This window comes from Parasutterella secunda, from assembly GCF_016901835.1.
GTDB classification, from domain to species: Bacteria; Pseudomonadota; Gammaproteobacteria; order Burkholderiales; family Burkholderiaceae_F; genus Aphodousia; species Aphodousia faecavium.
The window spans coordinates 144,356-158,580 of record NZ_JACJKX010000002.1 but is presented as its reverse complement, the minus strand read 5'-3'; the positions used below and the strand labels follow the sequence as shown (position 1 = coordinate 158,580).

Here is a 14,225-nt window from a genome sequence, read left to right as displayed (position 1 = left end):
AATGAAACGATAAAAGATGACCGAAAAAGTTATCGTTTTCCCTAATATTGTTCGTAATTACCCTGAATCATTTTGGGTACGGCAAGCATTGTAGTGCAGAAATATTGCTTCAAGCTTAAAGCGAGTGCTAAAGGTCGAGTTTCAAAATCCAGGGCAAAAGTTCTTTCGGGTGACGGGCAACGATATCGGTATCCCAACCACTGATGGGAAAGTCCTGTCGTAAATATCCCCAAGCTGCAGCAGCAAACGGCATACCGAGCAGACGAGCAACTTTGCAGTCGCGGATATCATCGCCGACGTACGGAGTTTGTTTGGGATCGGCTTGACAATGCTCAAGCGCAATGAGCATGTTGTCGGGCTTCGGTTTAAGTTTTCCTGTGGCATCTCCGCTCACAATAACGCTTGCTCGATCGAAAAGATTGAGTTTTTTGAGAATGGGATCGGTGAAACATTGAAATTTATTGGTGACGACACCCCACTGCCAGCCGTGATTTTCAAGTGCATCAAGCAGTTCAGGCACGCCGTCGAAACAGTGAACTTTTTCCGCACAGTGTTCTTGGTAATCACTTAAGAAACGCTCTTTTAATTCGTTAAAACGCTCGTGTTCCGGGGTAATGTTAAAGCCGATTTTTAATAAGCCCCGAGCGCCGGAACCGGCAAACTCCCGAAGGGTATCAAAGGGAAGGGGATCGAGGTGCTCCAGAACTCTCAAACGATTCAGTGAGGCGCACAGATCCGGAGCACTGTCAACCAACGTGCCATCCAAATCAAAAAGGATCAACGGCATAGGCATTCCTTGAAAAGTCTAAAAACTGTCTGTTCAATCTCGATTTGTCATTTTAGAGATTCTCAGCACGTGTATGGATTAAAAAAAGGCCCGCAATCTCTGGACTGCGGGCCAAGGGAGCAAATGAAGTCGTTAATTAACCGAAGAAAATTTGGTTAAAGACCAATGTTGCAATCAGTCCCAATACCATCGGAATCCACGTGCGGCGTACGATTGCCATGGGCGAAACGCCGGCTGCGCCTGACACGGCAATGATGACGCCGGCCACCGGGCTCATCGCGCGGATCATGCCGCTAGCAAACTGCATCGGGGTGACGAGCGCTTCAACGGAACCGCCGAACCCGGCAGCCACATCCGGAGCGAGCGAGGCAAAGGAAGAATAGGCACCGACGCCTGAACCCGTCAGGAACGTCACAAGAGAAACGATCGCAGTCAACAAAACGGTCATCACGCCCATACCGGCGCCGACACCGTTGGCCGAATTGATGATGACATCAATTAAGCCGGAAGTCTTCAAACCGGTTGCGAAGAATTCTGCGCAGATAATCAGAGCCACAATGCCGGTAAACATCTTGCCCATGCTTTGGAACATGGCCATGGCGTCTTTGAAAATCTTCTTCATATCACGCAGACGGATAATCTCAACGATGACCACGAAGACCCACACCATAAAGAGCGAGGCAATCGTATCGAGTTTGACCGAGGAGACAACAAGCTTGGAGAAGATGATGAGCAAAGCGATCGGCAGCACCGGGAAGATGGCATACCACTTGGGAACAGTGGGCACCTCGACTTTTTTGACGTCCACCGTTTCAGCAACCTGATCGTCACCTTTCTTGTCGTAGTAGCGTTGCACGAAATAGTGAGCGACAGCGGCCACGATGAGGGTCGGAACCGCCAGAGGAAGCTGATACTGAACGAGGTAGATGATAGGGTCAAGGTTCGCCACTTTGGCGGCCAGACTTGCAGTCCCTGCAGTCGGCGCAAAGGTCATGCCGGCCGATGTGCCGATCACAGCCGCAGCCGCCGCACCTGAAACACCGACAGCTTTGAGAATCGGAAAGAGAGCCACCAAAAGAAGCATGGCAAGGCCCGCTGCAGACGGAATCACGATCACCAGCAACTGACCGATGATATAGCCGAAGGCAAGCACAAGGTACGGTGCTTTGAGCGCTGCCAGGGGTTTAACGGCCACGTCAACCAGAGCCTTGGCTGCACCGATGCGGTCCATGTAGGCCGCAAAGCCGCCCGCCGTCATAATCAGAAAGCCGATACCGGCACTTTGTTTGGTTGCAATGGATTTGAGCGTTGCAAAAATATCAAAGAGCCAGAAACCGGACGGTTTGACTCCTTTGGGTAGAAAACCGAAACCAGCGAGTGCCACACAAATCAAAATAGCCAGGCCGGCAAAGAGCAGCACCATATGAGTCTGGTAGCGTTTAATCAAGGCCCATCCTGCGATGACCGTAACGATCAAGGCTATGAGAGGCAATACAGCAGTCATTTTGAAAACTCCTTAGAGGTAAGAAAGCGGTCAGAGATAAGCGGCAAACTTGGCTTCCAAATCCTTGATTGCCTCGTCGACTTGCTTGCGCAAGTTTTCCGTTTGGGTTTGTTCTTTTTTGAGCTTTTCCGTGAACTCGACAAGCATGGCTTGAACTTGATCGGGTGCGGCGCTGCCCTTTGTTTTGCGATTGGCGATGATCTTTCTCGGATCAAGGGCATCTAAAAATTCCGCTTCGCTCATGGGAAGTTCCTGCGGACCCTCGGGGAACTCTTCCAGGATTTCTTCCTTGTAGATGCGTTGCATTTGTTCGTAGGGGAAGTCCTTGGGTAAAACGTTGTTGGCGCGGGCCCACGACACCATACGGCTTGCAACGTGATGGCCGATACGGAAGGGTAAGCCGTGGTCGTGCATGAGACGATCGGCAATTTCCTGAGAAGCCGTCCAGTCGCTATTGAGTTCTTCAAGTGCACGATCGGGATTGATTCGCAGGGCGTTGAGCACTTTGAGGAAGCGCTCGAGCATATTGACCGCACTTTTTGCCATGCGGCTGTTTTTCGCGACGCTCTTTCCGTCTACCATGCCGGGGACAAGGTTATGAACACGTGTAAAGACGGCTGTCATTTCGGAGACAACGTCGCTTGCATCACCTCGGCAGTTGTTCATCAGTCCGGGATTGCGTTTTTGAGGCATGGCTGACGACACGTAGGTATTTTCGCCGCCTTCTTGTAGGATGATCCAGGGACGACTTTGTGCGTACTGAACCATGATGTCGTTAATCATGGAGCCCACGTGAATACCGATGCCGGCGGTAATGGCAGAGACTTCCAGTGCGAAATCCACGGGTGTTTCGCATGTGCAGTCAAAGGCATTTAAACGGGGACGGTCAAAACCCAACAATTCGGCCATGGTATCCCGGTTTAAGGGCCAGCCCGTACCGTTTAAAACGGTTGCGCCCATCGGACACTCGTTGTAACGCTTCAGGCATTCGTTAAGGCGTTCGCGATCTCGCAGCAAGGCGGCGACAAAGCCAAGCAGATAATGGGCGTAGCTGTTGGGTTGAGCGGCTACGCCGTTGGTGTAATTGGGAACAACCGTGTCACGGTGTTGATCGGCAAGTGACAGTAATTTGGCGATCACGGCATCTAGTGCATCGGCGATTTTCATTGTCTCTTCGCGGACAATTGCCACGCGCATCGTCGAGAGAATATCTTGGCTTGAGCGACCGGCGTGAAGAATGGTCACCTCAGGACCCGTCGCAGCAATTACCATCGGTTCGTAGGTGATGTACTTTTTGACTCGCTTACTTGCATCCGTTTCGGCCTCTTTTTCGACGGTGGCAATACCGCGTGCTGCCAGTCTTGCGGTGGCTTCATCGAGCAGGTTTTCTCTGCGATTGGAGACTACGCTTGCCTTATTAATCTCAGAGATCCAATAAAACTCGTCGTGAATCATTTTTGGCTCACTCCTGATAAAACGTTGTGGACTACAGTCGCAGTATCAGAGGAACGGATCAATAAAACAAAGAAATCTACGCAAAATAACTTTGCGAAATTCGCAAAATGTGCCAAAATTTAAAGATTCGTACTGCTTTGAAATTAAAAGGATTCGCTCTTGTCTAAACTCGATGATTTAATGGCGTGGCGCTATCTGATCGCATTTTCAAAAACCGGAACGTTGCAGGCGGCAGCCGACATGCTCAATGTGGATGTCTCCAACGTTTCCAGAAGTATCGCTGCTTTGGAAAAAGCTCTCGGCTGCGATCTGATACGGCACAATGCGCGCCCGATGCAACTTTCCGATACGGGCAAAATGGTTGTTCGTCGCATGGGACAAATTTTGAGAGCTCACGATTCGCTCATGCAAAAGGTGATTGACGACAACAGCGCCTTGACAGGCAATATACGTTTATCGTCCGCTCCGGGCTTCGCAGCCAGGCGTCTGACTCCGTTGCTGCAACGGTTTCAGGAGCTGCATCCCGGCATTACGGTGGAAATTCTCAGTGGGTTTAAACCGAACGATGTTCAAAAAGGTTTGTGCGATATTGCCACCATTACCGGTGAGCCGACCCTGTCGGGACTTTGCTACATGAGTCGCGGTCGCAATGTTTATCTGCCGGTTGCCAGCCCCGGTTACATTCAAAAGCACGGTATGCCGATTGATCCGGTCAATCTTCGTCAGCATACCGGTCTTGTCTACAACGGGCCGGTACGTGAGGAGACCAAGGAGCTGTACCGAGGTGATAAGGCTGCGCCTGTCAGTTATGCATCGAGTATTCGATCGACGGACATTTTGGCCATTCGTAATGCCTTGCTCGAAGGAATGGGCGTGGCGGTAGATATGCCTTTGGTGCAGATTTATGAGGATTTGCTCGCGGGACGATTGGTCGCTATTTTGCCCGGCTGGTTCCGGCCTCCTGTCGAATGCTTTATCGTCGCAAGCAGTGAGGCTTGGCACATGAAGCGAGTGCGTATTTTCCTTGAATGGTATGCCAAAGAAATGCAGGCACTTTTTGCTTCTTATGAGGCACAGATTTCCGATGTGGTGGGTTTGCCCAAAGACACTCATCCTTATGACCGAAATAAACTTTATCGTTCTTAGGGCATGATGCGGAAGGATTTGAACGGGAAAGGACGATAGTTGCCAGGTACTCAGAATGCAGAGCACAAAAAAGCGCCCCGAAAACCGGGGCGCCTTTAAATCAATGAGACTGTCTCATCAATTATTGAGCGCGGGTGCCGACCACTTCGACAACAGCACGGCGGTTCGGAGCCAAGCAGGCAACCAAATCAGCCTTCGTGCCGGTTTGTTCGCACGTCACGACAGGATCAGCGGAGGCCTTGCCTTCGGTTTGGATCTTGTCAGCAGGCACGCCTTGGGCGACCATGTAGGACTTGACGGCTTCAGCGCGGCGTTCGCTCAACTTTTGGTTGAACGTGGCCGGGCCGGTGATGTCGGTGTAACCGGTAGCCATCACGACTTCAACGTTAAGGCCGGACATACGGGCGACCAATTCGTTGAGCATCTTCACGCCTTCGGGTTTGACGCGGGCGCTGTTCAAGTCAAAGAGCGTGTCGGCAGCCAACACGATCTTGCCGCTGTTGGCGATATCAGCATCGCATTCGATGCCTTCGGCCAAAGCGGGTGTCCAGAAGCCGGTACGCCAGCAGAGGTCGTAGTTGCTCATCACGGTTTGACCGGTGGTGGACTTCACGTACGGGAACACGTCAGCGGCGCTAGCCATACCGCTCGTAGCGAGCAAGGCGGCCAAAGCGGCGCTCAAAGCTAAAGTTTTTTTCATAATACAAATTCTCCAATTGGATTTTTTGCGGTGAACAACAGACGACCGCACACGTCTTAGCGGTGTCCCACCGCCCTCGCGAGTGGCTTTTTGGGGACACTGACAGAAACTAAATTCTATTCTGCCACGTTTTTGTTATCTTCTGTGCATTTTCTCTTGTGAGCGGTTGTAACCCTACGGATTGTTGTTTTTTGACAACAAGCTTGCCGTCCACCCAAATGTGGGTAATGTCTTCGCGTCCGGCACTGTAGAGCAGTTGTGAGGCCGGGTCGTAGATGGGCAGTGTGTCCACATTGCCCAAGTCGATGGCGATCACGTCGGCGTCTTTGCCCTTTTCAATCGATCCGATCCGGTCATTCCAACCCAATGCTTTGGCCCCGCCCATCGTGGCAGCATAAAGCATATCGCCCACTTTCATCTTTGTAGTGTCCTGACAGACCGCTTTGCCGAGCATGGCTGCGAGCCGCGTCTCGCCCAAGAGATCCACCTTGTCGTTACTGGCTACACCGTCGGTGCCCATGGCTACGTTAATGCCCATTGCCATCATCTTGGCAACGGGTGAAAAACCGCTGGCTAATTTCAGGTTGGAGCACGGGCAGTGTACGGTGCTCGCTCCGGCACGAGCTAAAAGCGCAAGCTCACTGTCATCGGCATGAACGGTATGAACGGAAATAAACCGTTCGTTTAAAAGCCCCAGTTTTTCGAGGCGTTGAATCGGTCGCATGCCGTATTGTTTGAGTGAGCCTTCGATTTCCGATTGTGTTTCATCCACGTGCATGTGAATGTATGCATTGTGTTTTAGGGCGAGTTCTCGCACCTTAATCAGGCCCTCATCATCGACCGTGTAAGGGGCGTGAGGGCCGACGGTAACCCTCACATGACGGTTATCTTGGAAACGTTCGAACAAAGCTTCGGCGCAGGCAATGTACTCATCCGTGTTTTTTGCCATCGCGGAAGGAAAACCGATCACAATGCCGGAGACGGAACACTTCAAGCCCGCTTGAGTTAAGCCCCGAGCCACATCTTCACTGAAAAAATAATGATCGCTTGCGCAGGTAATGCCTGATTCAATCATTTCGGCGCCTGCCACCAGGGAGCCTTCGTAACAGAACTCAGGACTCATTAACTTACCTTCAGCCGGCCAAATCTTCGTCTGCAGCCAGTCCATCAACGGCAAATCGGCCCCCATGCCGCGCAAAAGGTGCATCGGAGCATGAGTGTGAGCATTAACAAAGCCGGGCAGGATAATGTGATCGGGTAACCGCACGATTTCGTCGGCTTGGATTGCACCGGCCTCTTCGGTCGGAACAACACCTACGATTTTTCCGTCGTTGATGAGCACGCTGTGGTGCGGCAGCACCGTTTCTTTGTCGGTCATGGGCATGACCCAACCGGCCTCGATAATGGTTTGAACTCGCATAAAAACCCTTTTTGTTGAGCAGTCAAGAATCAATCCAAATTGTAGCCTTAGAGGAGCTAATTCTGGTCAATCATCGGACTTTTAGAATCATTGTCAGGTTGATATTGAGTAACTCATTGAAAAATAAAAGAAAAATAAGACTTTTAACCTGCGCATTTTTGAAAAATTCCTGATAAAATCAACAGATTAAAAATTTCAAAGATGGATTGTCAATCGATGTCTGATAACGAAGATATTAAGAATAACGAAGAGAACGTTGCGTCTGAAGAATCAACTGAATCCAATGTCCCGGGTTCCATGTTAAACATCGCTCAAGAGCTTTTGCCCGTTTCGCTTGAGACGGAAATGAAGCGGGCGTATCTGGATTACGCCATGAGTGTGATTGTGGGGCGTGCGCTGCCTGATGCCCGTGATGGCCTCAAGCCCGTACACCGCCGTGTGCTCTACGCCATGGAGCAGATGGGTAACACGTATTCGCGTCCGACCAAGAAGTCAGCCCGTGTGGTCGGGGATGTGATCGGTAAGTATCACCCGCACGGAGATACGGCTGCTTACGATACGATCGTTCGTATGGCTCAGCCCTTCTCGCTTCGTTATCCACTCGTTTACGGTCAGGGTAACTTCGGCAGTCTCGACGGCGACTCTGCAGCTGCTATGCGTTACACCGAAGTGAAGTTGCAGAAGTTGGCCGGTGAAATGCTTGCCGACATTCGCAAGGACACGGTTGACTTTATTCCCAATTACGACAACACGGAAAAAGAACCGACAGTACTCCCCACCCGTTTGCCGCATCTGCTCATTAACGGCAGTGCCGGTATCGCTGTCGGTATGGCAACCAACATTCCTCCGCATAACCTGCGCGAATCCATTGATGCCTGCGTGCATTTGTTAAATCACCCCGATGCTACGGTTGATGATTTGATTAAGTTTGTGCCGGCCCCTGACTTCCCCACAGGGGGAACCATTTTCGGTTTAAAGGGTGTGATTGAAGGCTATCGTACGGGGCGCGGTCGTGTGCTCATGCGCGCCAAAACGCACTACGAAGAATTCGATCATGGCCGCCGCACGCGTATTGTGGTCGATGAAATTCCGTATCAGGTCAATAAGCGTGTGTTGGTCGAAAGCATTGCGCATTTGATCAACGAGAAAAAGATTGAAGGGATTTCCGATCTTCGCGATGAAACCGATAAAGACGGTGTGCGCGTAGTGATTGACCTGAAGGCAGGCGTTGTGGCCGATGTGGTGCTCAATAACCTCTACAAACTCACGCAGCTGCAGGACTCCTTCGGCATCAACATGGTGGCCCTGGTTGACGGTCAACCCCAGCTGTTGAATTTAAAGCAGATTATTGAAGTCTTTTTGATGCACCGCCGCGAGGTGGTGACCCGCCGTTGCCTTTTTGACCTGAAAGAAAACCGTGCTCGCGGTCACATTTTGGAAGGTCTTGCGGTGGCGTTGGCTAATATTGACGATTTTCTGGCGATCATTCGCTCGGCGCCCACACCCGATGTCGCCAAAACCGGTTTGATGAGCCGCGGTTGGAATTCCGCTTTGGTAGGAGAGCTTTTAAATCGAGCGGGAGAACATCGCTCCGACTTCCGCCCGGAAGGTTTGGATGAAGCCTTCGGTCTTCGAGCCGACGGTTTGTATTACCTTACCGAAACGCAAGCCGATAACATTTTGCAGATGCGCCTGCAACGCTTGACCGGTTTGGAACAAGACAAGATCATTCAGGAATATAAGAGTGTGGTCGAAGTGATTGCTGACCTTCTGGATATCCTTGCTAAACCCGATCGTGTCCGCCAGATTATTGAAGACGATCTCATTGAAATTAAAAATGAGTACGGCGATGACCGTCGTTCGGAAATTGATCCGACCGGTGACCCCAACTTTGATCCGCGAGATTTGATTCCGCGCCGCGAAATGGTGGTGACCATGACGCGTGACGGCTACATTAAGAGTCAGCAGTTATCCGACTATCAGGCTCAACGTCGAGGCGGACAGGGTAAGAAGGCCGCAACCATGAAAGAAGGCGATATGATCGATCAGCTCTTTATCGCCAATTCGCATGATCGTATTTTGTGCTTCTCTGATTTCGGCCGTGTTTATTGTTTGGATGTCTATGCGTTGCCTGAGGGCTCTCGTACGTCCAAGGGTCGTCCCATTATCAATTCCGTTCCCTTGGCTGAAGGCGAGCGCATCACGGTTGTGTTGCCGATCAAAGACTTTGATGATCAGCACTTTGTCTTTATGGCTACAGCCAACGGTGTGGTGAAAAAGACTCCGCTGAAGGACTTTGCAAATGTCCGTCGTTCCGGACTCAATGCCGCTATGCTCGATGAGGGTGATCACCTGATCGGTGTGGCCATTACCGACGGCGAGCACGATGTCATGCTCTTTTCCGATGCCGGTAAAGCGGTTCGTTTCAGTGAAACCGATGTCCGTGTTTTAAGCCGCAAGGCTCGTGGCGTGCGAGGTATGGCACTCGATGAGGGTCAGAAGGTGATTGCCATGCTTGTTGCCGACAGCGAAGAGCAGACGGTTCTTACGGCAACCGAAAACGGTTTCGGTAAGCGCACCCCCGTTATTGAGTACACGCGCCACGGCCGTGGTACCAAAGGTATGATTGCGATTCAAACATCAGAGCGCAACGGCAAGGTGGTGGCGGCCACTTTGGTGGATGAGGCCGATGAAGTGATGCTTCTGACACAAAAGGGCAAGATTGTTCGTACGCCGGTAGCCGATATCTCGGTCTTAAAGCGCGCCACTCAAGGGGTGACGTTGATCGGATTGAAGGACGACAGTCTCGTGGCAGTGCAGCGCATTGCTGAAAAGGATGTGGAAGAAGATAAGGCTGAGGAAGAAAAGGAGGCTTCTGAAGCCCTCCAAGCCTCGACGGTTCAAACCGAAGTGCCTGAAGTGCAACCCCAGGACAATTAATACTTCATGAGCTCTTCTGTCAGTCAGGAGAGCTCTTTTTATCCAAACGAGAAAATGATTCCGGTAATTACGATAGATGGGCCGACGGCCTCAGGAAAAGGTACGGTGGCTTCCCGTGTAGCCGCAGCCTTAGGTTTTGACTATTTAGACAGCGGAGCGTTATATCGTCTGAGTGCCTATAAGGCTCTTAAAGAAAACGCCGATTTGGGCAACGAAGAGGTACTCGGAGAGCTTGCCGGCGCTTTGGCTCCGCGATTTGAATCAGGACGAATTTTTCTGGACGACGAGGATGTGACCGATAAGATCCGTGCCGAAGAGGTGGGAGTGGCAGCCAGTAAAGTTGCTGCTTTGCCCAAGGTTCGGGCCGCACTGCTCGATGTTCAGAAAAGGGCACGCCGTGAGCCGGGCCTCGTCGCTGATGGCCGCGATATGGGTAGCGTGATTTTTCCCGATGCGCCCCTTAAAGTGTTTTTAACCGCGAGCGCTCAGGCTCGTGCACAAAGACGCTTTAATCAGTTGAAAGAAAAAGGAATTGTTGCTAATATCGACACCCTTACCCGGGATCTGGAGGAACGTGATCGCCGTGATATGCAGCGACCCGTGTGTCCTCTTGCGCCCGCAAAAGATGCCAAGATTCTCGACTCATCCGAGTTGACAATCGAAGCAACGGTAGCTCAGGTCCTTCAGTGGTACCGGGAGCTTACCCGATAGAGTGTGACGCCTGTCGTCGACTCGCCCGGCAAACCGGCAATGGGGCCGGCCCGGTTTTCTAACCCGGTGCTTTTTGTGTTTGCACAAAAGTACTGATATTTATATTTACACATGTCTGAAAATATTAACCAACCCGAGTCTTTTGCTCAGCTTTTTGAAGAAAGCTTAGCTCGTCAAGAAATGCGCCAAGGCGAAGTCATCACTGCTGAAGTGGTGCGCGTGGACTACAACTTTGTGGTCGTTAACGCCGGTTTGAAGTCTGAAGCCTATGTGCCTATCGAAGAATTCAAGGACGATCGCGGCGAAGTGTCCGTGAAGCCGGGTGATTTCGTGGCCGTGGCTATTGAACAAGTCGAAAACGGCTACGGTGATACGATTTTGTCTCGCGACAAGGCTAAACGCCTTGCCGCTTGGATGAACCTTGAAAAGGCCCTCGAATCTGGCGAACTCGTCACCGGTACGATCACGGGCAAGGTCAAGGGCGGTCTCACGGTGATGACCAACGGTATCCGCGCTTTCTTGCCGGGCTCCTTGGTTGACACCCGTCCTGTTAAGGACACCACGCCCTACGAAGGCAAGACCATGGAATTCAAGGTCATCAAGCTCGACCGTAAGCGCAACAACGTCGTGGTTTCCCGCCGTGCCGTGGTCGAAGCCAGCATGGGCGAAGAACGCGCCAAGCTCCTTGACACGCTCAAGGAAGGCGCCATCGTCAAGGGTATCGTCAAGAACATCACCGATTACGGTGCCTTCGTTGACTTGGGCGGTATCGACGGTCTGCTCCACATCACCGACCTCGCCTGGCGTCGTGTTCGCCATCCGAGCGAAGTGGTTCAAGTCGGTCAAGAACTCGAAGCCAAGGTTCTCAAGTTCGATCAAGAAAAGAACCGTGTGTCTTTGGGCTTGAAGCAATTGGGCGAAGATCCGTGGATCGGTATTGCTCGTCGTTATCCGAAGGGCACGCGCCTGTTCGGTAAGATTACCAACATCACCGATTACGGTGCCTTCGTTGAAATCGAAGCCGGTATCGAAGGTTTGGTGCACGTCTCCGAAATGGATTGGACCAACAAGAACGTTGATCCGAAGAAGGTTGTTCAATTGGGCGATGACGTCGAAGTCATGGTTCTCGAAATCGATGAAGAACGTCGTCGTATCTCCTTGGGCATGAAGCAATGCAAACCCAATCCCTGGGAAGAATTTGCTCAAAGCCACAAGAAGGGTGACAAGGTCACCGGCCAAATCAAGTCCATCACCGATTTCGGTGTGTTCATTGGTTTGACGGGTGGCATCGACGGTTTGGTGCACTTGTCTGACCTCTCTTGGACCGAACAAGGCGAAGAAGCCGTTCGCAAGTACAAGAAAGGTGACGAAGTTCAAGCCGTTGTGCTCGGTATCGACACCGAACGCGAACGCATCAGCTTGGGTGTGAAGCAATTGAGCGGTGATCCGTTCACCAACTTCACGAGCACCCATGAAAAGGGTTCCGTGGTGACCGGTACGGTCAAGAGCGTTGATGCCAAGGGTGCCGTGATCGATTTGGGCGACGAAACCGAAGGTTATCTGCGCGCCTCTGAAATCTCCTCCGAACGCGTTGAAGACGCTACGACGCAATTGAAGGAAGGCGACAGCGTGACGGCTCAGATCATCAGCATCGACCGCAAGAACCGCAGCATCCAATTGTCTATCAAGGCAAAGGACGCCAGCGAAGCTCGCCAAGCCTTGGATCGCATGAACCAAGATGCTCAGAGCGCTTCCGGTACGACCAACTTGGGTGCCTTGTTGAAGGCTAAGCTCGAACAAAAGTAATCGGAGATAGGCATGGTTATTGCCATGACGAAATCCGAGCTGATTGAACGGCTCGCAAATAAAAGCGCGCGTTTGTCCGCGCGAGATGTTGACGAATCCGTTAAGGCGGTGCTCGATGCAATGACTTTGGCCATGGCCACCGGCAGCCGCATCGAAATCCGCGGGTTCGGCAGCTTCTGCCTGAACTACCGCCCCGAGCGCGTGGGTCGCAATCCCAAAAGCGGCGAGAGTGTGGTGGTGCCGGCAAAGTATGTGCCGCACTTTAAGGCGGGCAAGGAGATGCGTTTGCGGGTAGACGCCAATAATACGACGCCGAACTCCTAAGCGTTTCCTAACGTCAACCTAAGTTCAGAACGGGGATTCCGATTGTTTTCGGAGTCCCCTTTCCATATCCGAACACACATGTGAAATTCTCCTAGGTGAAGCTCCTTAGGAATTCTCAACAACTAAGTCAATTACTCTAGAAAGCCTGATAATCAAGGGATAGGCGCTTAAATATAATCAAACAAGGTATGTATTTTTTTGCATGCTTTCTCTGATCTGATTTGAAAAGAGCCTATTATGTATAACTTTCTTGCTGCATTTTGTATCTGCGGTTTCGTCGTGATCATCGGCGAACTCATTTCGACCTGGACCAAAGCGTGGGTCCCTTCAGTATTTGCCTCAGCCTGTATTTTGCTTGTCGGTTACTGGACCGTTATTCCCTACGACTTGGTTAAAGATTCCTATTTAACCCCCTTCGGGGCAACACTGGCCATTTATCTGCTGATCGTTCACATGGGTACGGTCATCAGTTTAAAGACCCTGATGGAACAATGGAAAACTGTGGTTATGTGCCTAGTGGGTCTGGCGGGTATGTGTATTTTAGCCTTACTGCTTTGCCCGCTTTTTATGGATTGGGCCTACATTGTTGCAGGTCTTCCGCCGCTTACCGGTGGCATTGTGGCAGCCACTATTATGCAACAGGCAGCCATTGATCACGGTCTGACTTCAGCTGCGGTCTTTGCCATTACGATGTATTGTGTGCAGGGTTTTGCCGGTTATCCCTTGACGGCTATCTTTATGAAAGCCGAAGGGGCCAAACTGTTGCAAGAATACCGTGCCGGTCAGCGTGTTTCAAAAGATGAGGTCTCGGCTGTTAAAAATGTCACCTCTTTACCCTCTGACAACCGCCGCGGACCGTTGGCCTTGCCGGAATCTTTCAATAGCCCCATTGTGATGCTCACCAAAATCGGTATGGTGGCGTGGCTGTCGATGATGGTGGGAGGCTTCACCGGTATCAGCGGAGCGGTCTGGGCTTTGATTTTCGGTGTCGTTTTCTGCTCTTTGGGATTTTTGGAACCCGATATTTTGCATCGCTGCAATTCGTTTAACATCCTGATGTTTGCGTTGACGATGTTTGTCTTCGACGGATTAAAGGACTGCACGCCAGAGATGTTGATGGGCATTATTGTTCCGATGATTCTCTTGATTGTGATCGGTGTGTTGGGGATGGGAATTTTTGCCTGGGTGGCCGCTAAAGTGATGAAGATGTCCTTCCCCTTGAGTTTTTGCAACTGTCTGACTGCACTGTACGGTTTCCCGTTTAATGTCATTATTACCGAGTCGACTTGCAAGGCGATGGCTAAAACCAAGGAAGAGCACGAATTTCTGATGAGCAAGATGTTCCCCTCCATGATCATCGGCGGCTTCGTGACAGTGACGATTACTTCAGTGATTTTGGCAGGCTTCTTTGTGAACCTGTTCTGATGATTTT

The 14,225-nt window shown here is 51.3% G+C and carries 11 protein-coding genes; 6 read left to right on the top strand and 5 right to left on the bottom strand.

Annotation, left to right across the window (positions count from 1 at the left end):
* Positions 1-127: 127 nt before the first annotated feature.
* The 3 genes from H5985_RS02070 to H5985_RS02060 form a co-directional block, all read right to left on the bottom strand.
* Positions 128-787: an HAD family hydrolase gene (locus H5985_RS02070; RefSeq protein ID WP_205049656.1), complete on the bottom strand. Its 660-nt coding sequence runs from the start codon at positions 785-787 to the stop codon at positions 128-130.
* A 136-nt stretch (positions 788-923) separates the two neighbouring features.
* Positions 924-2,291: a C4-dicarboxylate transporter DcuC gene (gene dcuC / locus H5985_RS02065; protein WP_205049655.1), complete on the bottom strand. Its 1,368-nt coding sequence runs from the start codon at positions 2,289-2,291 to the stop codon at positions 924-926.
* Between the two features lie 30 nt (positions 2,292-2,321).
* Complete coding sequence (locus H5985_RS02060) at positions 2,322-3,746, bottom strand: argininosuccinate lyase (RefSeq protein ID WP_205049654.1); 1,425 nt, start codon at positions 3,744-3,746, stop codon at positions 2,322-2,324.
* Between the two features lie 159 nt (positions 3,747-3,905).
* On the opposite strand from H5985_RS02060, the gene H5985_RS02055 reads away from it, so the two are divergent.
* Positions 3,906-4,892 (top strand): LysR family transcriptional regulator, encoded by a 987-nt coding sequence (locus H5985_RS02055; RefSeq protein ID WP_205049653.1) that lies wholly within the window; start codon positions 3,906-3,908, stop codon positions 4,890-4,892.
* A gap of 121 nt (positions 4,893-5,013) precedes the next feature.
* Here H5985_RS02055 and H5985_RS02050 read toward each other — a convergent pair whose 3' ends face one another.
* The gene (locus H5985_RS02050; protein ID WP_205049652.1) at positions 5,014-5,592 is read right to left on the bottom strand and encodes an OmpA family protein; all 579 of its coding nucleotides are present in this window, start codon (positions 5,590-5,592) and stop codon (positions 5,014-5,016) included.
* Positions 5,593-5,701: 109 nt separating this feature from the next.
* On the bottom strand, positions 5,702-7,012 hold the full coding sequence (locus H5985_RS02045) for a TRZ/ATZ family hydrolase (protein ID WP_205049651.1): 1,311 nt from the start codon (positions 7,010-7,012) through the stop codon (positions 5,702-5,704).
* A gap of 297 nt (positions 7,013-7,309) precedes the next feature.
* Between H5985_RS02045 and gyrA the strand changes: the two genes are divergently transcribed.
* The 5 genes from gyrA to H5985_RS02020 all read left to right on the top strand — a co-directional run bounded on the left by gyrA (position 7,310) and on the right by H5985_RS02020 (position 14,218).
* Positions 7,310-9,952, top strand: a complete 2,643-nt coding sequence (gene gyrA / locus H5985_RS02040) for a DNA gyrase subunit A (RefSeq protein WP_205049694.1) — start codon at positions 7,310-7,312, stop codon at positions 9,950-9,952.
* Positions 9,953-10,006: 54 nt separating this feature from the next.
* Positions 10,007-10,663, top strand: a complete 657-nt coding sequence (gene cmk / locus H5985_RS02035; RefSeq protein WP_205049650.1) for a (d)CMP kinase — start codon at positions 10,007-10,009, stop codon at positions 10,661-10,663.
* Between the two features lie 111 nt (positions 10,664-10,774).
* Positions 10,775-12,469 (top strand): 30S ribosomal protein S1, encoded by a 1,695-nt coding sequence (gene rpsA / locus H5985_RS02030; RefSeq protein ID WP_205049649.1) that lies wholly within the window; start codon positions 10,775-10,777, stop codon positions 12,467-12,469.
* Positions 12,470-12,481: 12 nt separating this feature from the next.
* Positions 12,482-12,793 (top strand): integration host factor subunit beta, encoded by a 312-nt coding sequence (locus H5985_RS02025; RefSeq protein ID WP_239481535.1) that lies wholly within the window; start codon positions 12,482-12,484, stop codon positions 12,791-12,793.
* 237 nt (positions 12,794-13,030) lie between these two features.
* Positions 13,031-14,218, top strand: a complete 1,188-nt coding sequence (locus tag H5985_RS02020; RefSeq protein WP_205049648.1) for a hypothetical protein — start codon at positions 13,031-13,033, stop codon at positions 14,216-14,218.
* Positions 14,219-14,225: the final 7 nt, after the last annotated feature.